Below are 23,232 nucleotides of genomic sequence, written 5' to 3'. Positions count from 1 at the left end.
CTTAACATGAGTTCCTAATATTTTGGAGTAAATCTAGCTAAAAAGTTGGGCTGGATGACAAGCTCCTAGTTAGATCATTCTGGAAGCTTCCAAAACGCTCTAACAACCTAGACTTAAAGAAAATGACACTCCGCCTGAAAATTCCTACTCCCCGCTGCAAGCAGACGGGGTATTCGCCTTGCTCAGAATAATATTGTCAATTCGCAGCTTCAAACTCAATCCCAGCAATAGCCACAGGAGCATCTTCCCAACTATTATGCTCTTGAGGCGCCCAAGTCTTAGTAGCAAGACTATCGGATTTTTTGATATTACATTCTTGGCAGCAAGCAAACAAATTACGTGAGTCTTGATTAAGCTCAGGAAATTTAGAGGCTGGATTGTGATGATCGAAACTAGCAAGGTGTTTATTAAGTTCTTTTGGGTCGTGGCACTTGACCAATGACTCTTTGACTATCTCTGGATGCAAAAGCGCCTTGCCGCAATAGACGCAACTATAATTATCACGTTGCCAAATCTCTTCAAGTTGCGAGAGATTGGGCTTGGCTGCTGGTCTTGAACTTGTTTTCGAAATTGGTTTTTTGAAATTAGTTTCAAGATTGTTACGTGCAAGAATATCAGCAGCTAAGTCATGCAAGAATCCTAGATACTTGTCTTTGAGCCAGTTATCGCCAATAAAATCACCTTTGACAATCGCTGCTTGCTTATCATTCTTGCTTACTATCTCAAAACTTGTTTTATTACCAAGAGATTCAATTACGGTCTCAAGACCCTTGGCATCAACAATAGAAATATCTACTGAACCAAAACGAGAAACAAATTTGCGATTAGTTGATTCCAATCTCTCTACGGTTCGCGATTCATAACTAAAATGTTCTTGATAATTTGGCTTTGCAATAATAGCTTGGCTAGCAGGTTCTTGCTGTTTCGGCTCGATCAAACTCGGTTGCGAAACTTGGTAATCTCTAAAGCTCGGTTGGAAACTCTCTTGCGATTGATAATGATTATCAGCAAGCGCTTTAGCAGTAGCGTCACCAACTAGGGTATAGACCTTGTTGGTATCTTTGTACCTAAGTTCTTTTTTGTTTGGGTGCACATTAACATCAACATCCGCTTTATCAAGCTCAAGTTGAATCACTGCAATTGGCGACTTGCCTGGCGGCAATATATCCCGATAAACCGCCTCAAGAGCGGAACGTAGAATATAACAGCTCACCAGCCTACCATTGACGATAGTAAAAATACCGCGCTTGTCAGAGCGAGTTACATGAGCTTGAGTTGTATAGCCAGTGACATTGATACCCGACCTCTCCATATCAAGCTTGACTAAAGCCCCGCAAATCGACTCAGAAAAGATCTCTCCAATCGTTGCCTTAAGGTCAGAGCTTCCTGAAGTCTTCACCACAGAACGATCATCAATCACTAAGCTAAAAGCAATAGCTGGATTAGCGAGTGCAAGTCCTCTAACCAGGTCAACAATAAAGTTGCGCTCTTTGTTGTTTGACTTAAGGAACTTGAGACGAGCTGGCGTATTAAAAAATAAATCATCAATAACAATCTTGGTGCCAGTGGCAGCACCTGCCTGACTAAGTTCTTGCTTATCATTTTCGATATAGATTTTGCTTGCATGAGTATCTTCATCACGCTTGGTCACGCAAGTCAAACGACTAACAGCTGAGATACTGGCAAGAGCTTCTCCTCTAAAACCATTAGTATCAAGATTGTAAAGATCCTCAATTACTGTGATCTTGCTAGTTGCGTGTCTCTTAAAAGCTAAGACCAAATCTTCTGGGCTCATGCCCGTGCCGTTATCCACTACTACTATTTTCAAAAGCTGTTTGCTTAATTCAATATCGATCTTTGTTGCAGCAGCATCAATGCTATTTTCAACAAGCTCTTTGATGATGGAACTGGGCCCTTCTACTACTTCGCCAGCAGCAATTTGGTTTGCTATGTGTTCGGGTAGAATCTGAATCGACATGAATTTAATGTTATCAAATTACGGTCATTACGAAGCAATCTAGTGGTTAGTTAATTTAAATTAAGTCTCTGTAATAGACCTCATTCGAAACCGAAGGTTTCGCAAGAACTCTATTAGATTGCCACGCCTTTCATGGCTTGCAATGACAGCTTAGTTTACGGCAAACTCAAAATCATCAACAAAATCAACTTTGACCTTAGAATTAGCAGGTAATTGACCCGCCAAGATCATATTAGCTAACTCGTTTTCAATCCGAGTTTGAATAACTCTTTTGACCGGCCTTGCACCAAAACTCGGATCATAGCCAATGATACCTAGTTGCTCAAGAGCATAATCAGTGAGTTCTAGTTCAATTTTCTTGTCAGCTAGTCTTTCTTTGAGACCTTTCATCTGAATCTTGACTATATCTTTCATTAAACTAAGCTTGAGTGGTGAGAAAATAATAATTTCATCAATCCGATTCAAAAATTCAGGTCTAAAGTGTCCCCTCATCATTTCTTGGATTTCTTGCTTGATATATTCTTTGCGAGTTTCTTCACAAACAGCTTCTTCACCTTCTGGTAAGAAACCATTATGTAATTGTTTGTCAATAATAAATTGACTGCCAAAATTGGAAGTCATGATGATGAGAGTGTTTTTAAAATCAACTCGCTTGCCTCTACCGTCAGTAAGCTGTCCATCATCCAAAACTTGCAATAAGATATTAGAAACATCAGGATGTGCTTTTTCAAACTCATCAAGCAAGACTATTGAATATGGCTTACGTCTAACTGCTTCGGTGAGCTGCCCGCCTTCGTCATAACCAACATAGCCTGGAGGCGCACCAATCATGCGAGCGACACTATGCTCTTCTTGATACTCTGACATATCAATCCGAATCATGGCGTTCTCATCATCAAACAATGACTCTGCTAATGCTTTAGCAAGTTCGGTTTTACCCACGCCCGTTGGACCCAAAAACATAAAAGATGCAATTGGTTTGTTTGGATTTGCCAAACCAGCTCTTGAGCGTTTAACAGCTTGAGCCACTGACTTAACAGCGTCTTCTTGACCCTTGACTCTGCGCTCCAACTCTTCTTCAAGACTGACTAGCTTTTGAGATTCTTCCGCTAATAATTTAGTTACAGGAATACCTGTCCACCTTGCAACAATCTCTGCGATCTCTTCTTCATTAATTTCTTCTTTAAGAAGTGACTTTGCTGTTGACTGCTCGCCAGATGCTTCAAGTTGTTTCTCTAGTTCAAGCAAGGTTCCGAACTTAAGTTCAGCAGCCCTTTGCAAGTCTGCTTTACGCTCAGCATCTTCAATTTGCGCCTTGGTTTCTTCTATCTTTTGCTTGAGATCTTTGACACCAGTAATAGATGATTTTTCTGCTTGCCATTGAGTTCTCAAAGCTTCCGCTTGCTCGCTCAAGTCCTTGAGTTCCAGTTCTAATTTACCGAGTCTTTCTTTACTTTCTGGTTTATCGACTTCAGTTTTTAAAGCTTCTTTTTCAATCTTGAGTTGCATGATCTTGCGATCAAGCGCGTCAAGCTCTTGCGGTGAAGAATCAATCTCAACTCTCACCTTGGCTGTCGCCTCATCAATTAAATCAATTGCCTTATCTGGCAAAAATCTATCAGCAATATATCTATGTGAAAGTTTAGCAGCCGCAATAATTGCATTATCCATAATACGCACACCATGATGCGCTTCGTATTTGCCCTTAAGCCCGCGTAAGATGGAGATAGTCTCCTCAACAGTCGGCTCATCAACATGCACCATCTGAAAACGTCTCTCTAAGGCTGAATCCTTTTCAATATGTTTACGATACTCATCAATTGTCGTTGCACCAATACAATGCAGCTCACCACGCGCAAGCGCTGGTTTGAGTAAATTACTAGCATCCATCGCTCCATCGGTAGCTCCAGCTCCAACAACTGTGTGCAGCTCATCAATAAATAAAATAATCTCGCCTTCAGCAGCTTGCACTTCTTTGAGTACCGACTTAAGTCTTTCTTCAAACTCACCGCGGAATTTAGCACCCGCAATCAGCGCACCCATATCAAGCTCAATTACTTTTTTGTCCTTGAGTCCTTCTGGTACATCTCTATTAATAATTCTCTGAGCCAGCCCTTCAGCGATTGCCGTTTTACCAACACCCGGTGGTCCAACCAAAACAGGATTGTTTTTACGACGACGAGAGAGTACTTGAATCACTCGACGAATCTCCTCGTCTCTTCCAATAACCGGGTCGAGTTTTCCTGCTGCAGCAATCTCAGTAAGATCTTTACCAAATTTCTTGAGCGCCTCGAAAGTCGCCTCAGGATTGTCATTGGTGACTCGTTGCCCTTTGCGCAAGTCAAGAATTGCCTTACGTACTTTGTCTTGGTTTAAACCAAAACTCTGTAGTATCTTAGGCAGCTCACCCTTGATATCAAACGCTGCTATTAAAATATGTTCAAGCGAGACATAATCGTCTTGCATAGATTGAGTCGTTGCCAAGGCTTTATCAAAAAGCGCTTGAGTCTCAGCAGTATTTGCAAGTCCTTGATTGGGAACAGCAAGCGGACTTGCCTTAGGTTGAGATTTCAAATAGGCTCGTATTTTATCATTGAATTGATGAATATCTACTTTGTTGTTTTCAAAAATCTTGTAAAAAATCGAATTCTTAATATCATCCAAGAGACAAATCGAAGCAAACAAATGCTCAGGTTCCACAGTAGCATGATCCAAACTCTTGATGAGTTCTTGAGTATTCATTACAGCCGTTTGGCAGTTCTTAGTGAATTTACTGAAGTCCATATCTTGCCTCCTTTGTTTATCCTTACATTACTATTGTTCACTATTTCAAGCCCTGGATAACGGGATTTATCTTGCGACATTGTGGTGTTATTTAATTTTAAGCCTTTGCAAATCTACTCAATATCAATGAATAAACAAAACTAATCAAAATCGCAATCGCCGTCCCAAGTGCCGGTCCCCATGCAGCAAAACTATAATCAGCAACAATGGCATAAATTACCAGACTTGAAATCCCCAATGGTGTGCTTTTGAAAAACCCAAACAGTGCTTCATGGTCATGGTAATAATGAATGATGGTAATTGACGCTAGGAAAGCAGCAGGAAACATCGCAATTACACCTGCCCAAAAGGGACCGAGTGTTGTCCCGAAATATACTGTCGTGGCAACCATCAAGCCAGCAAAACAAGCTCGAGCAATTTGTTGTATTGGTTTATATTTTATTGCTTTGCTAGTTGAATATTTTTTGCAAGCACGGTTAATTAATATGTGATTAATCAATGCAACAATTACAAAAATAACTAGAGACAAAGTGAGGTTGCTAAATTCTGAGATAGCCAATGGGAGGCTCAGTAAGAGCCAGATTGACGAAGCTAAAATAGCGGAGATTGTAATGAGCAATATTTTTTGGACTTTGCTTAGCTTGGGCTTAATAAAAGTTTGTTTGAGCAATTCCCACCAGCTCACCGGTTTTGAAAAAGCCAAGAGATAAATCCACTTGGCAATGTAAATATAAGCAGTAATAAAAATCAAAGAAAAGGCAAGCGGTGCTGGAACCACCGGCAATATCTTATGAAACTCACTAGGTTCAAGAATAATTCCTAAGAAATAAAAGTTGACCACTATAGTTGACGGCAAAGCTAAAACGATTCCAGAGATTTGCTTGGGTACTTTTTCTGCTGCGTATGCTTGCAAGGCTACTAAGCCACCACCAAAGATGAAGGATGCGATTAGTTGTTGTTGCAAGAGGGTCATCTGTTTGTTTTATACCCTTTTATGCTCACTGTCGTTCGCTGATTGCTACAATATCAACATGAGCAAAAAAATCCTAGTAGTATTAGCCGGCTGCGGCGCTAAAGATGGAGCTGAGATTCACGAGTCAGTTTTGACTTTGCTTGCCATAGATAAAGCAGGTGCCAAATATTATTGTGCAGCTCCAAACAAAAAACAACATCACGTGCTCAATTTTATTGATGACACCGAAATGCCCGAAGAGCGCAATGTCATGATTGAATCAGCACGAATCTCCAGAGGCAAAATTTTTGACTTAAGTCAAATAACAATGAAGGATTATGACGCTGTGATCTTCCCCGGTGGCTTTGGAGTTGCCAAAAATCTTTGTAGTTTTGCTCTTGATGGAGCTGACGCCAGTATTGACCCTGACGCCAAACGTATTATTCAAGAGGCTTATGACGCTCGCAAACCTATTGGTGCTATTTGTGTTTCTCCTGCCTTGATTGCTCTTGCGCTTGCTGAGAAGAACCCCAATAGACATCCTGCAAAACAAAGTTTTGCTAGTGATGTCGACACAAAAGAGGTCGGAACCATGCAAAGCATGTGTTCGGCAAATGAAGACAAGGCTGATTCGCAAAGAAGATCTGAAATTGTTTTGACTCTTGGTACTGACGAGGGTACAAACAAAGTCTTAGAGAGCATTGGAGTTAAATCTCAAAGCTGCCTGACAACATCTTTTATAAAGGATGATGCAAACCTTATCGCTTGTAGCCCAGCTTATATGCATGGTAGTTCGAGCATCTCTGAACTTGAGCAAGGGATTAGTCAGTGTGTTAATGCTGTTATAGAGATGACACAGAGCAAAGTGACAAACTAAGTTTCGGCTTCGCCTGTTTGCATCACCTTACAGCAGCTTCTTTAGTTATCCTAAACGATGTACAAATATAGTTTTCCAAAATCTCTTTAAACTCATTACTGATATTATCACCGCGCAAAGTCACAGCTAGCTTGCCATCTATATAAACAGGAGCAACTGGATCTTCATTGTCACCAGGAAGTGAGATTCCAATATCAGCGTACTTGGATTCACCAGGTCCATTAACTATGCAACCCATCACTGCGATCTTGAGTTTTTCTACTCCTGGATATTTTGGTTTCCAAGTATTGATTTGCTCTAAAACATGTTGATTAATTTCTTCAGCGAGTTGCTGGAAATAAGTACTTGAAGTGCGCCCGCAACCTGGGCAGCTGGTGATGCTTGGCTTGAAATATGCAAGCTCGAGTGCTTGCAGAAGTTCTTGGCAAGCTCTGACTTCAAGCGCACGGTCAGCAAGCTCACCAGTGCCAGCACTTGGAGTAAGTGACATGCGGATGGTATCACCGATACCTTCATTAAGTAGAATAGCAAGTGCTGCTGCACTTGAGATCATACCCTTGACTGGCGTACCAGCTTCTGTCAAACCTAGATGTAGAGGGAAATTGCAAGACTTGGCGACTTCTCGATAAACATTAATAAGATCATGCACTTCAGACATCTTGACGCTGATAATGATTTTGTCTTCGGCAAGTCCAGCTTGCATTGCAAGCTCAGCAGAGCGCAGGGCTGATTCTTTCATTGCTTGGTAGATAACTTGTTTAAAACTGAGCTTGCCATCATTCCGCTCCATAAATTCAGTAAGCAAATCCTGATCAAGCGAGCCCCAATTCACACCGATGCGCACTGCTTTATCATTGGCTTTGGCGATTTTGATAATGGTATCGAAATTATAATCATGTTTGTCGCCGTAACCAACATTGCCCGGATTGATTCTGTACTTAGATAAAGTACTTGCGCATTCAGGAAACTGATCTAATAAAAGATGTCCGTTGTAATGAAAATCTCCAACAAGCGGAATCTCTAATCCATCAGCACGTAACTTAGAATTGATTAACGGAATAACACGAGCAGAGGCTTCGTCTTTGATAGTGAGCCTGACCATTGAAGACCCAGCAAGATACAAATCCTTGATTTGAGCTGCCGTTCGCTCAATATCTGCAGTTGGGGTATTAGTCATAGACTGCACCACAATCGGGTGCTCCGAGCCTATAAATAAGCCGTCTTGGATCTTAACTTGGCTAGTTTTTCGCCTCACAGCAAGGATTTTAGCACCCTGAAGCACAATCACGTCGCAGCCAAGCTTAGATGGATGCTAAACTGTATAGCGTAAATATAGCCATTAGCTGTATTTATCATGTTATGGACACAATAGTGCCCACTGAAAGGCCGGCCCCGCAAGGGCAGGTCTTAAATAACATATACACCATGCCTACCAGTAGGCATGGAATAGATTTTGACGTAGATCAAAAGCAAGACCCGCGTGAATTAATGGCTGAAATTGCTGGTATCTTACAAGGCAATAGACCTGATCCCAAAGCAAACTTTTCTACTTGGGACAAAGTTCGTGACAAGTTTTTTAATGGACCAGATTGGTTTCAAAATTTTCGTAATCAATTTACTATCAGCTTAAATTCATTTGGAATCCTATTTAACACCATTGCGGTAATTGCTAGCAACTCTACTTTCTTTAGTAAATCAACCACTGAATTCCTAGATAAAAAATCAGAATGGTTTTCTAAATACATCATTCCAATTAGTTTTTCTTGGAGTGGTATTGAATCTCTCATGAAAAATAGATTAGTGGAAGCTGCTGCAAGAATCATACCGGCTTCTTTATTTACAGTCTTGCCATTCTACAACCTCAACATGGCAACAGGAGTGAGTTCTGCACTCAATTACTTGTTTGAGCATGTCATGGATAGACATGGTGGCAAACATCCTGGCAAGGACAATATGCTAAATAATGCCAAAGCAGTTCTCAAAAGTTCTGCTGATGTTTTCAAAGATATTTTTACATTAAATAGCAGTAAAGAATCAATCGCAAAACAATTAGGAACTCTATTTATGTCAGTTGGTAGTTTGGGTGGCTTGGCATTTGCTCACGATAAACGTGATTCAATGCTAGCCAGAATCTTTGGTAACCTTCGCAACATTGGAGGACTCATTGCTGATTGGAAATTAATATTTAATGATGTCAAGAATGATGACAGAAGAACTTTTGACTTGAGATTTGTTGGTAGCTTATGCAGCACCGCTTCAATTCTTAATATCCTGATGCGCTGGGTTGATCCAAAACTAGCTAGATCACTAAATCATATTGGAATTGCCCTTGATGATTTGGGGCTCACTTATTGGGCAAACCAAAGCTCCAAGCGTGATAAGCCACCTGCTAAGTTCTTAGCTAATAGCCTTGCTGCCTAAGCAGCATAAAAATGTGTACCAGGAATTTCCTGATCTGCACCACTAATATAAGCAGCGATCTTAGAGAGAGATGCAACTCCAACAATATCAACTGCAATTCCATTATCAACACAAATCGCGGCGGCAGCAACCTTGCTCTTCATACCACCAAGTCCGGCAGTACTAGAACTCTCGTGAGCAAATGCTTTGACATCTTCGATCTTCGTTACTTCCTTGATCAATTTAGCATTGGGATCAAGCTTTGGATCATTGTCATAGAGACCATCAGCATCACTTATAACAACTAATCGACTAGCTTTGGAAAGAACCGCAACTCTTGCTGCAAGACTATCATTATCACCGTACTCTAATTCAGAAGCAGAAACAGCATCATTGGCATTAACAATTGGAATAATATCAAGCAAGAGCATACGACGAATAGTTGCTGCCAGTGTTTCATTCCGTTCAGTGTCATCAAGCCCCTTGTGCGTCACAAGTACTTGACCAACAAATGCATGGTAATTAGAAAACACAGTTGTATAAGCATTCATTAGATCCACTTGCCCGACAGCAGTTAGTGCTTGCTTAAAACTAACCAAGTCAGGACTTTCACAAATTTGTTCGAGCTTTTCTTTGAGTGTCTCTGGGCCAAGCTTGGCAACACCAAGACCCATCGCCCCAGAACTAACAATGATGACTTCAAAACCCTGCTTCCTTAAATCATCAGCAGTTTGAGCTAACTCATTAAGAACTTGGTAATTAATACCAACATTGACTATCGGTTTACCTTGTAGATTAACGGCACAAGCAGGTTTTTCTCGAGTAATCGAATTTGTGCCTATCTTTAATATGATGATTTTCGACATTGACTTGCCTAATAATATATCACCTATCGACGGGCAGTTTTATTAAGCTGAGATGCGCAAGCCCTTTAGAGCTAAATTACCAGGCATAGGCTGTTGTGGATTATTTCCATTGCCACCTTTAAAATCCCAAATTTGATCTGGTTTCGGAGGGCTTTGATCTCTTTCTATAAAACCACCGCCTGATGAGTTGAAACTATCTTCAAGAGGCAAAACCGGCAATGCATTTTCTGATCTCTCACCACCATACCTAGACTTGAGAATATCATAAGGAATAGTATGAGCTTTGCCTTCTAATTTGAAATTATTTTCATTGTGAAGCACTTCCTTCTCTGCTTCTATTCTTTAAGCCTCAGTTGGACCTCTATGAGCTCTTTCACCAATCTCTCTTGGTGGTGGTGGTAAACCCTGTACTATATAATCTGACATTTGCTTCCCCCTTTTGGATTTATCTGTCTTAACTATATAAGGCATAGACTCTAGAAAATTTGACAATTCAGATAAGAATTAATTAATATTACCCAGGTGTCTGTACTCAAAAACTAGTGCATAGTATAAGAAGTCTCCTCAGCACAAATCGAGGAGCCGCTGTAATATGCAGTGAATAATCTTGAAAAGGAAAGGTAACAAAATGGCAGATAAAGTAACAATAGTAAATGGTAAAGCGCAAGTGAGCGACAACCCAATAGTTTTATTTATAGAAGGTGATGGTATTGGTCCAGATATCTGGAAAGCATCACAAGCTGTGTTTGATGCAGCAATTGAGAAGGCCTATGACGGTAAACGCAAAATAGAATGGAAAGAAATTCTAGTTGGCGAAAAAGCATTAAACGCCACTGGCGAATATATGCCGCAAGCATCGCTTGATGCAATTAAAGAATATAGCTTGGCTATCAAGGGACCACTTACAACTCCTATTGGTGGCGGGATTCGTTCACTAAATGTGGCACTAAGACAAATCTTTGATCTTTATGCCTGTGTAAGACCAGTCAAGTGGTACAACGGAGTTCCGAGTCCAATGAAAAGACCTGAACTTCTTGATATAGTTTTGTTCAGAGAAAATACTGAAGATGTTTATTCTGGTTTTGATTACCTAGCAGGTTCAGATGAAGCAAAAGCAATCATCGCTGCTGTAAACAAAATCAATCCAAAGAAACAACTTGGCAATATAGATAGTACTGGTATTGGCATCAAACCTATATCTAAAGAGGGTTCTACGAGGTTAATCAAGTCTGCTATTGAATATGCAATTAAATACGGACGTAAGAAAGTTCATATAGTACACAAAGGTAACATCATGAAATACACCGAAGGTGCGTTCCGTGACTGGGGTTATGAATTAGTCAAGAACGAATATTCTGATCAATTAATTACAGAACAAGAAATTTGGGATGGTGCTGATGCTGGAGACAAAATCGTAATTGGAGATCGTATTGCTGATAGTACTTTCCAACAATTATTGCTTCGTCCAGATGAGTACGATGTACTTGCAACAACTAACCTCAATGGTGATTATATTTCTGACGCTGCTGCCGCTCAAGTTGGCGGTCTTGGAATTGCCCCAGGCGCAAACATCGGTGATAATCAGGCGATCTTTGAGGCGACTCACGGTACTGCTCCAAAATACGCTGGATTGGATAAAGTAAATCCTGGTTCAGTAATTCTTTCAGGCGTGATGATGCTTGAATTTATGGGCTGGAATGAAGCTGCTAGATTAATTGAAGCTGGTTTAGAAAGAGCGATTGACAAGAAGACTGTTACTTATGACTTTGAACGTCAAATGGAAGGTGCTACTTTATTGAAGTGTAGTGAGTTTGGTCAAGCGATTGTAGACAATATGCCAGTTAAAGTATAAAAGCTATGCTTTTATACCTTTGCGTACGCTCACTAACGTGAGCTGCTTACGGCACTTTGTGCCAATAACGGTAGAACTCATAAAATGAGTTCTACCGTTATTGGATGATGATCTGAGATACCTGTAACCTGGTTAAAATCTTTGAGTGTTCTTCCAAAAGCCGGGAAATATTGTTGACGACCTGCTCTATCAATTGGTTTAACAAAGATCCAATCTATTTTGTATTTGGCAACACCAAATGATCTATTGAATTTAAAAGTCTCGACAAAGCCTATTCGAGCAATCTGATTGGAATTACTAAATCTGTTATCACTACTTTTGCCTCGATAACTCCATTTATTATCACCCGAGAGATCAAATCCATTTAAGTCTGCAAATCTGAATCTTTTGATCATCAAAAATAGTTTACGGGCTTTGTTGGGCAAGATCACTGGGATATTGATTTTAGTTGGATTTCTGTGTTTTCTGATAAAGCCAACGACTGATGTTGAAACATTGGTTATTAAGCTATAAGGATTAAAGTAATTAATTCCCATCATTGCCATGAAACCAGGATCACGAATTCTTTTATTAAAAGCCTTTTTGAAAGATGTTGATTCTGCACTTTTCTCAAAATTGTTTAAATCACCTGCTAAGATCACTGGATTTTGGATTGTGCTTATATGATCTAAAATAGCCTGTAATTGTCTCTCTCTACAGAAGGGCTCGGTACGATTTTCTAAGTGAGTACTGATCACTGATATTAAATCTCCGTTTGGTAATTTAATGTCAGCAAACAAAGCAAGTCGTGAGCCTTGCCTAATTTCAGTAATAATCTTCTCATTAATAACAATATCGGAGCTCTCTCTACGAATTCTTTCAAGAACTGATAGCTTGGTAAGCTCTTCGCTAAACCAATCGTAACAAGTGGGCAATCTTAATACCTTACTGGACACTATCGGAAACTTAGACACAATAGCATTGCCATGTAGCCCTTTGTATTTTGACTTATCTAATTGAGGATCATTAAGTAAACCTGGCGCAAGTTCAAGGAATTCAGTCGCAAATGAATAATTGGCATTGAACAGCTGAGCAAATTCACTTGCAATATTACGGTAACCTGTACGTTGTATACCCCAGTCAACTTCATTGAGTGTAAAAATATCTGTGTCTTTTAATAAATCAAGTTCTTCCTTGAATTCACTTTGTTGATTCATTGCAAGTCTTTGTACATAAGCTTGAGAGTCTTGAATAAGAGACTTGATCAAATCAAACTTGAAACCTCTCTCAATATTCCAGTCTGTGACTCTAATAGATTGATAGCTGGGACCCGATTTGATCTTGGCATCAGTAATGCGACGAGGTTCACCGTATACCTTATGTAAGATCCGATTTAAAGCAATTAATGCGTCAGCTCTTGGTGTCTTTGAGTTGGTGAATGATTGGATCTGCTCAAAACTCAAATGTTTTGGTTCAACAGCAAATACCAAGGAACCATAAAATAGCAAAGCAAAAACAACTAATCTACCATCCATATAAACCATAAGCCGAAAAGCCATCCCTCAAAGAATAATGCCCCTGAACCAAAGCTATCTTATTAGCTTCGCTTTGATATTTGATTTTGCCATAAGAATTGATCAAAGCAGAATAACCAGAGTTGCCAGCCAGAATCAAATCACGCTTGTTCTCAACAGCCCGAAAGACTGCAACAGCCAAGAACTGACGTTTGATCCAATCACGAGTGAGCTTGTTACCTTTGAACCAAGAAAGATCATTGAGGTTGAGAATCAAATCTGCTCCTTTGAGTACCGTAGATCGAATCAAATCAGGAAATAATAATTCAAAACAAAGAGCTGGAGCAATCTTGCCTGCCTTAACATCAATCAATCCTTGATCATCAGGAGCATGGGCAAAGCCCTGTCCTACAGTAGAATTGGCGAGCAACTTGAGACTAGCAGGCAATAAAGAATAAAACGGAGTGTATTCACCAAAAGAAACCAAAAGACGTTTGTTATAGACTTGATCCTCATTTACAAAATCTCTGAATTGAATACTGTTGTAATAACTTCCAGCTTCTCTGGTATAAGTACCAAAAGCAAAGTCATTAGCAAACTTCATTAAATCATTCAAAGCCTCTGGTTTATCAACACTCGGTACAGCACCTTCTGACCAAATCAATAGATCTTGCTTATCAATTAATTTAGAGGAGAGTTGATTTTGCAAATTAAAAATACTCGTGGCATTGCCATTAGCCGAGCGGCTTGAAGCTGCAGAATAATCTGCTTGTACAATACTAAAGCTCTTCATTTTCGAGAAATTGTTCAAGTCCCACTCTTGTGTTGTCTTGACTTGCATAAAACCATAGCCATAAATCAAAACAAAAACCAAAGCCAAAATAGAAAAAATATTGAGCTGATCTATAGGACCATTGATACCAAAGAATGGGCGTTTGACATTGAGGTTACCTGACTCAGCCTTCAAGTGCGTTGCTAGACCCTGATTGCTCATTTGCACATTAAACAAATTGGAGATTGCTAAGTTGAATACTACAATTACATATTCAAGTCCAATAACACCAATCAAATTAGCTATCTGAATCAAATAAATATTTTTGTACTGACCATAAGCCAAAAAGTTAATTGGTACACTCAATACATGGAAATGCAGCAAGAACTTATGCTGGCAAACTAACCAAACAAATGCAATAAACAAGATGTCCAAGATTTTCAATTCATGACTTCTTCGATCTGCACGATATTTATAAAACAACTTGAGTACAAGTACAAACGGCAGTGCCAGCAAACTATGGAACAAACTAGCCACTAACCAAGCAGAGTTAGTAAGTGCAATGCTTTCAATCTCTGAGAATCCCTGCCAAGTCAAAGGATGTAAACCCTGCAACCAAAATAGAGTGATTAAGTTATAAGCAAACAGAAATAAGCTACATTCATAGAAAGCCGTTTTAAACGAGTCCGAGCTCTTGGACAAGAGCATCAAAGGAATTAAACCAAACCAAGCATAAAAACCCCAACCGAAAGCAGCTGAACTCAAGCCTAAGACTAAGCCCATTGTTAAGGCAAAAAACAATCTACTCAACTTACTATTGAGGCAAAAGGAGATAATTAAATTGAGGCTATTCAGCATGAATCTTAATGATAATATATAATAGGAAGCGATATGCATAAACTAGAAAGAATCATGGGAATAGACCCTGGAACTGCTCGTTTGGGCTATGCCATTGTTGATTTCGATCTGAAAACGAATCAACAATTTATCATTGACTGTGGAATTATAGAAACCAGTAAAACAAAAACAGAAGCAGAAAGACTAAAAGAAATTAGACAGGACCTAGTGCTACTAATAACTCAATACAAACCCAGTGTTGCAGCAATTGAACAACTATTCTTTTTTAAAAATCTCAAGACAGTAATTCCTGTAGCGCAAGCTCGCGGAGTAATACTTGAAGTTGCCGCAGCAAAACACTTACGAATATTTGAATATACTCCACTAGAGATGAAAAATCTCATCACCGGCAACGGACTGGCTGATAAAAATCTAGTATCCAAAATGATACACGAATATTTCAAACTCGATAAACAAATCAAACCAGACGATGCAGTAGATGCAATCGGCATGGCTTTAGCCTATATTAGGCGCGACCTTAGACTTGCGGTACAAAACTAAAACTGCCAACTTCCATCACGTAACGACTTCCGTTAATCTCAAGTTCCATGCTTTCAATCCCTTTGGCCATAGCGTTCTCACGCATCTCAACAAGAGCAAGCTCTTCATCGCGGCTCAAATCCAGGTCTTCTAGACTTAATTTATAATTCTCTTCAGCCCTAACATTCTTGAGTGCTTCAAGAAACTGTGGCGCCTGTGACGGCATCAACTTACTTATAAACTGATCTGCAGCAATACTTGCCGCACTCGATACTAAATCTCCAGCTAATAATCCCACTAAACCCATTAGCCTTGATCTCCTAATCTATCAGCAATCGTAAGAATCGCTGCTTGAATATCAGCGAGTGAATTATTCACCGTAGCCATTTGTGTATTCAAAGTGTCACGCATCTCTTCAACGGCATCAACTTGTTTACTACCTTGTTCTACTTGTGCTAGTTTAGCTTGGGTATTTAAAATCTCTTGAGTATCCATCGTATCAAACGGACTTTGGTTTGCTAAAGTAGCAGTCAAAACCTTCAGAAATAAATTCGGATCGAAACCATCTGAATTCCCGGTATTCAATCCAGCTGTTGCTTGAACTTGTTGTTGTACGAAGCTCTCATTTATTGTTCCTGTTATCGGCATTTGATTTCCTCTTCTCTTTCTATATACCTTCTACAAGTTCTGCAAAGCTAGCTCGAACAGCTGAATCTGCCATTCCTAGCCATTCAGGAGTTGTATTTAATAGACGTTCTTTTTGCTCATCTCTAGCCTCATTGAAGGAGTCAAATTGTTTCTGTCCATCATGAGCCGTACTCGATGATTTAGAATGTCCAACTTCAAACTTGCTTAAATCAAGATTCTTCAATTTCATAGCTTCTTTGATTTCAACTAAGCTCTCTTTCAAATCGCCCTTGATATCCTTTAAAGTATTAGCATCATGGAACATCATCTTGATTGAGATTTCATTATTTTCGTTCTTTGTAATAGTTAAATCAATCTTGCCCAAGTTTTCTGGATTAAGCTGTAATCTAATCTCTTGCTTCGAATTTCTAGGCACTTCAGCAATTTGTTCTTGTAAATAATTGCCAATATCAGTCACCTTGATTGAATCAAACTTGGGAGCAAGCTTGGTAACATTGTTGGCTTGATTGTTTTGAGTCGTGTTCAATTGAGCGGCCTCATCACCAGTAGAATCTCCTGAAGCACTGTCACTAAGAAGATCTTCTACTTGATTGTCTGGATCGACTTCAACAACTTCAGCGTCTACTTCTAGCTGCTCAGCCTTAAAGTTCTTAATATCTGGTTTTTGTTGAGTAGTATCAATCTTGATATCTATAGACTCAATCTTGACATCTTTTTCTGAAGCTTTAATTTCAGGCTTGGTTGATATATCAACCTTGATTTCTTCAGTCTCTACTTGATCAAGTTCTGGATCTATTTCAATAAGTTCAGGACCAGCGTCTGTAATGACTTTAGTTTCTACTATTTTAGTATCAACAAACTTGGCTAAATTATCAGCAGTCTGACTATTTGCAGCGTTATCGTTAGTAATAACTTGCAATTCAAGCTCTAGTGAGTTGAACGCACGTTTTTCAAAAACCTCTACTTGTTCTTCCGTTAGCTCTATCACTTTGACAGCTTGGTCTTTTGCTAACAAATTCAGCTTGCCCAATTCTTCATTTTTCAGGTCAGAGAGCTTGATATCCGTATCAATAGTTGACCCCAATTCAATTTCTTGTTTGACTTCTTTTTGGAAGTCCTTCACAAATGCATCAATTTGAATATGTACTTCTTCAACTAAACCTGGATCTATTTGAATCTCAGCTCCGGTTTGTTCGATTGGAGTTATTTGCTTAGCCAAATCTTGTATTTTAAGCAAAAGATTTTTAGTAGCTTCCAATAAGTCAGCTTGCGTAAGTATTGTTTCAATTGCATCTTCTGCACTCAAATCGATATGTGCAATTGCTCCAGTCGCTTGCTCTACATGCGCATCAACTCTTGTTTCGATGATGTTAACTAGTAAAAAATATAACGCAGCAAGTTCTTCATCAGGTTTATCAGCTTCTTTTGTTTCTTCAACTTCACCTGAGTCGACTAACTTTTTAATTTTGGTGAGAATCTCTTTAGTTGCTTTGTGCAGCTTAACAGGATCAACACTAGACTGCGACTTGTTTCTATCCGCAACATCATTTTGGCTCAGGTTAGACTGTTGCTTTTGACTTACAGACACATAGTCCTGTCCTAGTTGTGATTCATTTGCAGATTGTTGCTCGCGAGCAACGATGCTGTCCATGAAAGCTATTGTTTGTGTTCCGATAATGTCTGGTATCATTAACTATCTTTGACCCGATAGCGGCTTATAACTAGATCGTCTATCTGCTTCATTTCTGTGTCCAAAAGCTCTTTTTGATGTAGCTCGAACGCAGTATCCTTGAGCTTTTCAATTCCCTTGTGAGACTTGGCATGCTCAGCAAATCTCTTCTGTTCGATATCACGAACACGTTCTCTTTTAGCAAGTCTCACCATCTCCTTGGATCTTTCGCCAATGATTTTGTAGTTGTAAGCTTCTTGATTTTGATGATCGACTAAAGAAAATCCATCACCGTGATTCTTGATCATTTGTTCATAAGTCTGATGTTGTTTATCCGTTAAAGCCTGAATATATTGCTCAGTTTCGTGATGTGCCAAGTTGGCAGCAGCCAATTTAGACTCCTGTAAATCCTTGAGAATCTTCTTCAACCTAAGCAAGGTCTCAAATTTGTATTTGAATTTTTTTGCCATTTATAGCTAATATATTGGTATTACAGCAGCTTTTTAAACCACCCAAGGGTTCTAGAGGCAATAACGTAGTCAAAAAGCTTGATCTTTCAAGGTTTTTTGTAAATTTAAGCAGATTTTAAGAGATTATAAGCTAGTAGTTCCTGATTGCGTGATATTATGAATTTTGCTGTTTTAGCTTATTCATATGCTAATTCAAGTCGCTTCTGGATTTACTGAGAACCAGTTAGCGAAGTAATCATGCTGTAATAGCTCATGATCCCGGGTAGCTCAGTGGTAGAGCAATCGGCTGTTAACCGATCGGTCGCAGGTTCGAGCCCCGCCCCGGGAGCCATTAAAAAATAAAAAGGAGACCCTTGCGGTCTCCTTTTTATTTTGTGATCACTTGAGTGTTCAGAACCAACGACCGATAAGGTTAACAAAACAATAAAAATAGATCGGTCGTTGGTTCGTCAGCGCAAACTAAGGTAGTCCGATTAGTCACTGTTGAGCCCAGCCCCGGGAGCCATTAAATAAACAAAAAGGACACTTTAACGGTGTCTTTTTTTGTTTTTAGTGCTTACTGAGGTGCGGTCCGGATCTACATTCCCCCAAATCTATGATTTGTGGTCGTGGGCGACCACTTTAGAGTGTGGTCGGTGCGCTCTTAAACGGAGCTGAGATCATGAATTAATTCTTTTTATCTAGAAAAGTGAACTGTGGAGACGCGGCCCCTAAAATTCGATTTGAAAGTATATTAGTTGCAAGGTCTGGATCAAAGTCTTCAGTCTTACGTAACAGATTAGACAAATCCAACTTTGTTAAAATAAAATTAGCTTCTTTCCTCATCAGAACCGAGAAATGATTCATTATCACATCGACAGGTGACTCAGCTCGATCTAACCAATTTGATAGTTCTAACAAGACCTCAGGTTTAACCCAATACGCAGCCTCTTGAAGAGACGGCTACCAACCTGGGCAGAAATTCACTAGAGGATCTGGATAAATTAAATCCCAGTCTCTTCTCAGTATCCTATCAAGATAGACCTCTGCATGACCCACTGTTAAATTGCTTACAAGAACTCGATACTCATTAGGGCAGAAGCTTGGTTCACAAAGGACATCAATCTCGGACAATAAAAAGCCCTGGCTATTCAGCTTGGCTTAGTTGATTTTATTGCCCGCTCAAGCCCCTCACCAAGCAAGGCATTAAGCCTTGGTCCAATCAATATTGATATTAAACCTGGTCTGTCATTGCTACTCACTGCTTTATCAATCTTACTCTTCTCTCTTTATTTGAGCACGTTCTGATCTCCATTGCTCTAATTCAATAGTGTGTCTTATCGCTCTACTAATAAGCATTGCAGAATCCTCCGAAGCAAAAAGCTTCTTAAGTCTTCGTAGCTTTTCTGGATCAACTTTTACTATCTTATTGTTATGATAGAAGGATTCAATAAGATGAACGACAAGAATTATTAATGCTGCTATGAGTATAGTCCTAACCATATAAATATCTCCTTAAACCAGCCAATTTTTGCATCGCTTTATCTAACATTCTTTGAACTAATCAACTCTTGCATAGCCTTATCCAAAGCCCAATAATCATCAGGTTCATTTAAAACTTCTTTTAAGTACTGTAATTGTTTTTTATTTACATAAACCAAAGCAGAAGAGTAAAAAATTTCTAATAAAAACCCAATTACTATGTTACGGAATGTATACATTATGAAATCATTATAAGCCAACAAAGGTGTAACATACAAGTGAATACGCAATCGATCAGGGATTAAAGTTGCTATCAATTTGTTACACCCTTCAAAAACTGTTCCACAGCAACCATATTCACGTCAAACTCTACAGTTCGATTTCTGAACGCGTCAACTAGGGGGAGCCATTAAATAAACAAAAGACCTCCGTACGGAGGTCTTTTTGTTTATATAGCTGTTCAGTGCGAATTCCTGCCTGTAGCCTGCAATTGCGGGTAGTGTGTTAGAATTATTGACTGCTCCAATTCTAAGTCAATTGTCTATAATAAAGAATTAAAAGGAGAAAAAATGAGAACGTTAACCAAAGAAACACAAACAGCCATTACACCTTCAATAGCATTAGAACTATTAAAAGAAGGTAACAAGCGATTTGTAAACAATCTGAAAGTAAACCGCAACCTTTTGCAACAGGCAAATGATACATCAGACGGGCAATACCCATTTGCCGTTATTTTAAGTTGCATTGACAGCAGAACATCTGCCGAACTGATTTTTGACCAAGGACTTGGTGATGTGTTCAGCGTTCGTATTGCCGGAAATATTATCAATGAAGATATTTTGGGCAGTATGGAATTTGGCTGTAAAGTGGCAGGTTCAAAAATCATCGTTGTTTTAGGACATACAAAATGCGGGGCTGTAAAAGGAGCTTGCGACCACATCGAAATGGGTAACCTAACTGCATTGCTCACCAAAATAAGACCAGCTGTTGATGACGAAAAAACCACAACCGAAAACCGCAATTCAGGCAATGCCGAATTTGTAGAAAATGTGGCTACCATTAACGTAAAGCGAACGGTTAAATCCATAATGCAACGCAGCCCAATTTTAAAAGAGATGATTGAAAACGGTCAAATAGGAATTGTAGGCGGTTCACACAATATATCAACTGGACAAGTAATATTTTATCCCGAAACTTTAAGTTTAGCTTTGCAATAGGTAGCAGGATGTTAGAACAAAAGAAAGGCAGGAGCTTTATAGGCTCCTGCCCGATTACTCAATTTGCGAAACGCAGAGACTCAGATCAAAGCCATATGTATCTAGTAATCTATCTAGTTTGCTTTCGTTCTCCTGAATTAGAGCTTAGATAAAGTAGCGTAAATGCCAAGCCAGAGTAAAGTTACTATCTTCTAAACTAGTAGTAGTACTATCAAATTGCTTGAAACGAAATACAGTAGCAAAGTTAGCACTCCAATTTGTTGCAAGTTTGTATGAAAAAACATTTACAAATTGAAGGAAATTATCATCCTCCCGAAGACCGCTTTCACCATCAAAGTAGCCAAGCCAGTGATGAGATGCAAACTTTTTAGTCCAATCATAATAAAAGCCAGCCCTATACTCATTGTTATTTGATAGACCAGAATTTAAATCTCTAAATAAAGTACCGTAACGTAAATAAAATTTAAGTCTTGGATTTATTTTTTGAGCCAAACTTGAATACAACAAATAAGTATTTTGATTATTATTTGCTAAACGAAAAACCGCATCATTAGCATAAACCATACCCGTTTCTAAACGACCAGGATGTTTTTCACCCCAATCTTTATTTATTTCAGAAATCCCATAAAAATTATTTGAAATATTATCAAGTTGACTGACAGCCAATGCTTGATTGTAACCCCAACGTTTGAAAAAACCACCTGTTCTATTTTGGTTTTTAAGTTCAAAATTAAAACCATAAGAGCCGCTTGCTTCCCTAGTTCCACTAGGTCTTAAGTCATCATCTCGAAACTCATTGATACCACTTAAAAGATTCAAAGTGTTGGCAAGAGCTCCACTAAAACGCATCTCCCCTATATCAAAAGGATCTGGATTAATTTCATCTTTATTAAAGAACCTGCGATTGGCAAATTTACCAAAGACAAAACGCAAATCATTATCACCCAAGTCTGTATTATTCTGCCAAAACAGTTCTGGCATATCAATTATCGGATCATCAAAAAAGCCATCTATTCTTTCATCCAAAAAACCAAGACCCTGAATACGAGTAATTAAGCGACCTCTTTGCCCAGATAAATTATATAAAGGCAAATGTCCCTCTACTCTATAATCTAAAAAAGATCTATGTGAATTTGCAAAGGGTCCTTTGGGACTTGCAAAACCATTGCTCCAATCATGAGTGATCACTCCATCACCGTGAATTTCAAGCTGGTCCCAAACATCAGTAAGTTTAATTGGATTTAGAACCTTAGCTCCTTCTAGGTCTTTATCTTTGAATTTCAATGCCTGCACTTGAGTACAACTAAAGGATAAAATAAACAAGCTAATGAAAAATTGTTTCATATTAAGCAACTTGCCCATATTTATCAAACACGAAACCTTGCTATTATCTAGATGCTTAACTGGATTCGTAACTACTCAGGTAATAATGAGCGGTCTTGGGAATGGCGTCATTGCGAGGACCCTGAGTGTAACGAAGGGGACGAATCAATCCAGGCTTAAAGCTAAATTTCCAGACTGGATTGCCACGTCAGGCTCTTCGAGCCATCCTGGCAATGACAGCTGAGTAGTTACCGATATTCTCAATAAATGAGGTGATAAAAGGCATCTCAAAAATATAGTCAAAAACACATTTGCTCTAAGCTTTATAAACCTTGTCAAGATGCATAAATAGGCTATAGTCAACACCCTGCTTTGCAATGTACTTAGCTTTCATAAATAATGGTCTAGGCTCAAAATTGACAAGTTTATCAAGATTCATAAATACCTTTAAATCAACACTATCCTGCTTGCCCTGCTCTTTGTGAGCAGAGATAAACTTCTTGATAGAGCTACTAAGAGAGCTCTTGTTTACTTGGAAGAACTTACTAAAAGTCTTAGTTACAAGATCAACACTAAGTTCACCTTTAATTAGGTAGTCAACTGCGCCCCCCTTGATAGCTTCAACAGCTGTATGCTCGTCACCCTGTCCAGTAACAAAGATTACGGGAAGATTTAAACCAAGTTCTTTTACGCGCTTGAGTAAGTCAAGTCCGTTTTTATAACCAAGCTTGTAATCAAGAATAGCTAGATCATAGCTGGTATGACTCAGCTTAGCTACAGCATCAGCATAATTACTTGCTTCATCTATTACAAAATTGAAATTAGTTTCAAAACTTTCTTCTATAAGTTCTGCCATAAGTAGCTGATCTTCTGGATCATCATCAACAAGCAGAATCCTGAATTGTTTGGCAGCAGGTTTTTGCACTACTGCAGCCCCGCCCATTAAACTAGCTGTCTCAACTCCATCTACCTTGTTTATCCCGCTATAACCACTAGCAATATTATTAAAACTATCCATTACTCCCAGGGCAAAAGCACGAATATCTTAAGCAGATAGCCATACGGGCGTAAGTCTGGCCAAGCCATTAAAGAA

The 23,232-nt window shown here is 39.1% G+C and carries 20 protein-coding genes and 1 tRNA gene; 6 read left to right on the top strand and 15 right to left on the bottom strand.

Translation table 11 applies throughout. The features are described from left to right. Nucleotides 1–196: 196 nt before the first annotated feature. The 3 genes from mutL to O3C63_05645 all read right to left on the bottom strand — a co-directional run bounded on the left by mutL (nt 197) and on the right by O3C63_05645 (nt 5,735). A complete protein-coding gene (mutL, locus tag O3C63_05655; protein MDA0772409.1) occupies nt 197–1,978 on the bottom strand; it encodes a DNA mismatch repair endonuclease MutL in 1,782 nt (593 codons plus the stop codon). Nucleotides 1,979–2,128: 150 nt separating this feature from the next. Further along, complete coding sequence (clpB, locus tag O3C63_05650) at nt 2,129–4,762, bottom strand: ATP-dependent chaperone ClpB (protein MDA0772408.1); 2,634 nt, start codon at nt 4,760–4,762, stop codon at nt 2,129–2,131. A gap of 97 nt (nt 4,763–4,859) precedes the next feature. Then, nucleotides 4,860–5,735 carry a hypothetical protein gene (locus tag O3C63_05645; GenBank protein ID MDA0772407.1) on the bottom strand — a complete coding sequence of 292 codons (876 nt, stop codon included), beginning with the start codon at nt 5,733–5,735 and terminating at the stop codon, nt 4,860–4,862. A 58-nt stretch (nt 5,736–5,793) separates the two neighbouring features. Between O3C63_05645 and elbB the strand changes: the two genes are divergently transcribed. Beyond that, nucleotides 5,794–6,591, top strand: coding sequence for an isoprenoid biosynthesis glyoxalase ElbB (gene elbB / locus O3C63_05640; GenBank protein ID MDA0772406.1), 798 nt, complete (start codon nt 5,794–5,796; stop codon nt 6,589–6,591). A 22-nt stretch (nt 6,592–6,613) separates the two neighbouring features. On the opposite strand, the gene ispG is transcribed toward elbB, so the two are convergent. Beyond that, entirely contained in the window at nt 6,614–7,846 is a 1,233-nt protein-coding gene (gene ispG / locus O3C63_05635) for a flavodoxin-dependent (E)-4-hydroxy-3-methylbut-2-enyl-diphosphate synthase (protein ID MDA0772405.1), read from the bottom strand. Nucleotides 7,847–7,950: 104 nt separating this feature from the next. Here ispG and O3C63_05630 point away from each other — a divergent pair, with 104 nt between their 5' ends. Next, complete coding sequence (locus O3C63_05630) at nt 7,951–9,012, top strand: hypothetical protein (GenBank protein ID MDA0772404.1); 1,062 nt, start codon at nt 7,951–7,953, stop codon at nt 9,010–9,012. On the opposite strand, the gene proB is transcribed toward O3C63_05630, so the two are convergent. Together proB and O3C63_05620 are read right to left on the bottom strand one after the other, a co-directional pair. After that, on the bottom strand, nt 9,009–9,857 hold the full coding sequence (gene proB / locus O3C63_05625; protein MDA0772403.1) for a glutamate 5-kinase: 849 nt from the start codon (nt 9,855–9,857) through the stop codon (nt 9,009–9,011). The two genes, O3C63_05630 and proB, sit on opposite strands and share 4 nt — an antisense overlap. 42 nt (nt 9,858–9,899) lie before the next feature. Next, entirely contained in the window at nt 9,900–10,178 is a 279-nt protein-coding gene (locus tag O3C63_05620; GenBank protein ID MDA0772402.1) for a hypothetical protein, read from the bottom strand. 307 nt (nt 10,179–10,485) lie between these two features. Between O3C63_05620 and icd the strand changes: the two genes are divergently transcribed. Beyond that, nucleotides 10,486–11,709 carry an isocitrate dehydrogenase (NADP(+)) gene (gene icd / locus O3C63_05615; protein MDA0772401.1) on the top strand — a complete coding sequence of 408 codons (1,224 nt, stop codon included), beginning with the start codon at nt 10,486–10,488 and terminating at the stop codon, nt 11,707–11,709. Between the two features lie 77 nt (nt 11,710–11,786). Here icd and O3C63_05610 read toward each other — a convergent pair whose 3' ends face one another. Then, complete coding sequence (locus O3C63_05610; protein MDA0772400.1) at nt 11,787–13,247, bottom strand: hypothetical protein; 1,461 nt, start codon at nt 13,245–13,247, stop codon at nt 11,787–11,789. Continuing rightward, nucleotides 13,213–14,757, bottom strand: coding sequence for an apolipoprotein N-acyltransferase (gene lnt, locus O3C63_05605; GenBank protein ID MDA0772399.1), 1,545 nt, complete (start codon nt 14,755–14,757; stop codon nt 13,213–13,215). The genes O3C63_05610 and lnt overlap by 35 nt, the downstream gene beginning before the upstream one ends. Nucleotides 14,758–14,865: 108 nt before the next feature. On the opposite strand from lnt, the gene ruvC reads away from it, so the two are divergent. Continuing rightward, a complete protein-coding gene (ruvC, locus tag O3C63_05600; GenBank protein MDA0772398.1) occupies nt 14,866–15,372 on the top strand; it encodes a crossover junction endodeoxyribonuclease RuvC in 507 nt (168 codons plus the stop codon). On the opposite strand, the gene O3C63_05595 is transcribed toward ruvC, so the two are convergent. The 4 genes from O3C63_05595 to fliJ are packed head-to-tail and all read right to left on the bottom strand — an operon-like array spanning nt 15,350 to nt 18,138. Continuing rightward, a complete protein-coding gene (locus tag O3C63_05595) occupies nt 15,350–15,658 on the bottom strand; it encodes a hypothetical protein (GenBank protein MDA0772397.1) in 309 nt (102 codons plus the stop codon). The genes ruvC and O3C63_05595 overlap by 23 nt on opposite strands. Further along, complete coding sequence (locus tag O3C63_05590) at nt 15,658–15,999, bottom strand: hypothetical protein (protein MDA0772396.1); 342 nt, start codon at nt 15,997–15,999, stop codon at nt 15,658–15,660. The genes O3C63_05595 and O3C63_05590 overlap by 1 nt, the downstream gene beginning before the upstream one ends. A gap of 19 nt (nt 16,000–16,018) precedes the next feature. Continuing rightward, a complete protein-coding gene (locus tag O3C63_05585) occupies nt 16,019–17,689 on the bottom strand; it encodes a flagellar hook-length control protein FliK (protein ID MDA0772395.1) in 1,671 nt (556 codons plus the stop codon). Further along, on the bottom strand, nt 17,689–18,138 hold the full coding sequence (gene fliJ / locus O3C63_05580; GenBank protein ID MDA0772394.1) for a flagellar export protein FliJ: 450 nt from the start codon (nt 18,136–18,138) through the stop codon (nt 17,689–17,691). The genes O3C63_05585 and fliJ overlap by 1 nt, the downstream gene beginning before the upstream one ends. A 256-nt stretch (nt 18,139–18,394) precedes the next feature. On the opposite strand from fliJ, the gene O3C63_05575 reads away from it, so the two are divergent. After that, a tRNA-Asn gene (locus O3C63_05575) sits at nt 18,395–18,469 on the top strand. Between the two features lie 1,189 nt (nt 18,470–19,658). Here the strand turns inward: O3C63_05575 and O3C63_05570 are convergent. Next, nucleotides 19,659–19,916: a hypothetical protein gene (locus tag O3C63_05570; GenBank protein ID MDA0772393.1), complete on the bottom strand. Its 258-nt coding sequence runs from the start codon at nt 19,914–19,916 to the stop codon at nt 19,659–19,661. A 252-nt stretch (nt 19,917–20,168) separates the two neighbouring features. On the opposite strand from O3C63_05570, the gene O3C63_05565 reads away from it, so the two are divergent. Further along, nucleotides 20,169–20,816, top strand: coding sequence for a carbonic anhydrase family protein (locus O3C63_05565; GenBank protein MDA0772392.1), 648 nt, complete (start codon nt 20,169–20,171; stop codon nt 20,814–20,816). 144 nt (nt 20,817–20,960) lie between these two features. Here O3C63_05565 and O3C63_05560 read toward each other — a convergent pair whose 3' ends face one another. Continuing rightward, nucleotides 20,961–22,160: a hypothetical protein gene (locus O3C63_05560; protein MDA0772391.1), complete on the bottom strand. Its 1,200-nt coding sequence runs from the start codon at nt 22,158–22,160 to the stop codon at nt 20,961–20,963. Between the two features lie 295 nt (nt 22,161–22,455). After that, nucleotides 22,456–23,157 carry a response regulator gene (locus O3C63_05555; GenBank protein ID MDA0772390.1) on the bottom strand — a complete coding sequence of 234 codons (702 nt, stop codon included), beginning with the start codon at nt 23,155–23,157 and terminating at the stop codon, nt 22,456–22,458. Nucleotides 23,158–23,232: the final 75 nt, after the last annotated feature.

The sequence above is a fragment of the Cyanobacteriota bacterium genome (assembly GCA_027618255.1).
Classification (GTDB): Bacteria; Cyanobacteriota; Vampirovibrionia; order LMEP-6097; family LMEP-6097; genus JABHOV01.
This window is presented reverse-complemented; position numbering and strand designations above follow the sequence as displayed.

Bases quoted from the DNA above. Each gene is read 5' to 3' on its own strand.
- mutL (MDA0772409.1), bottom strand. From the start codon at position 1,978: ATGTCGATTCAGATTCTACCCGAACACATAGCAAACCAAATTGCTGCT.
- clpB (MDA0772408.1), bottom strand. From the start codon at position 4,762: ATGGACTTCAGTAAATTCACTAAGAACTGCCAAACGGCTGTAATGAAT.
- O3C63_05645 (MDA0772407.1), bottom strand. From the start codon at position 5,735: ATGACCCTCTTGCAACAACAACTAATCGCATCCTTCATCTTTGGTGGT.
- elbB (MDA0772406.1), top strand. From the start codon at position 5,794: ATGAGCAAAAAAATCCTAGTAGTATTAGCCGGCTGCGGCGCTAAAGAT.
- O3C63_05630 (MDA0772404.1), top strand. From the start codon at position 7,951: ATGGACACAATAGTGCCCACTGAAAGGCCGGCCCCGCAAGGGCAGGTC.
- proB (MDA0772403.1), bottom strand. From the start codon at position 9,857: ATGTCGAAAATCATCATATTAAAGATAGGCACAAATTCGATTACTCGA.
- icd (MDA0772401.1), top strand. From the start codon at position 10,486: ATGGCAGATAAAGTAACAATAGTAAATGGTAAAGCGCAAGTGAGCGAC.
- O3C63_05610 (MDA0772400.1), bottom strand. From the start codon at position 13,247: ATGGCTTTTCGGCTTATGGTTTATATGGATGGTAGATTAGTTGTTTTT.
- lnt (MDA0772399.1), bottom strand. From the start codon at position 14,757: ATGGGCTTAGTCTTAGGCTTGAGTTCAGCTGCTTTCGGTTGGGGTTTT.
- ruvC (MDA0772398.1), top strand. From the start codon at position 14,866: ATGCATAAACTAGAAAGAATCATGGGAATAGACCCTGGAACTGCTCGT.
- O3C63_05595 (MDA0772397.1), bottom strand. From the start codon at position 15,658: ATGGGTTTAGTGGGATTATTAGCTGGAGATTTAGTATCGAGTGCGGCA.
- O3C63_05590 (MDA0772396.1), bottom strand. From the start codon at position 15,999: ATGCCGATAACAGGAACAATAAATGAGAGCTTCGTACAACAACAAGTT.
- O3C63_05585 (MDA0772395.1), bottom strand. From the start codon at position 17,689: ATGATACCAGACATTATCGGAACACAAACAATAGCTTTCATGGACAGC.
- fliJ (MDA0772394.1), bottom strand. From the start codon at position 18,138: ATGGCAAAAAAATTCAAATACAAATTTGAGACCTTGCTTAGGTTGAAG.
- O3C63_05565 (MDA0772392.1), top strand. From the start codon at position 20,169: ATGAGAACGTTAACCAAAGAAACACAAACAGCCATTACACCTTCAATA.
- O3C63_05560 (MDA0772391.1), bottom strand. From the start codon at position 22,160: ATGAAACAATTTTTCATTAGCTTGTTTATTTTATCCTTTAGTTGTACT.
- O3C63_05555 (MDA0772390.1), bottom strand. From the start codon at position 23,157: ATGGATAGTTTTAATAATATTGCTAGTGGTTATAGCGGGATAAACAAG.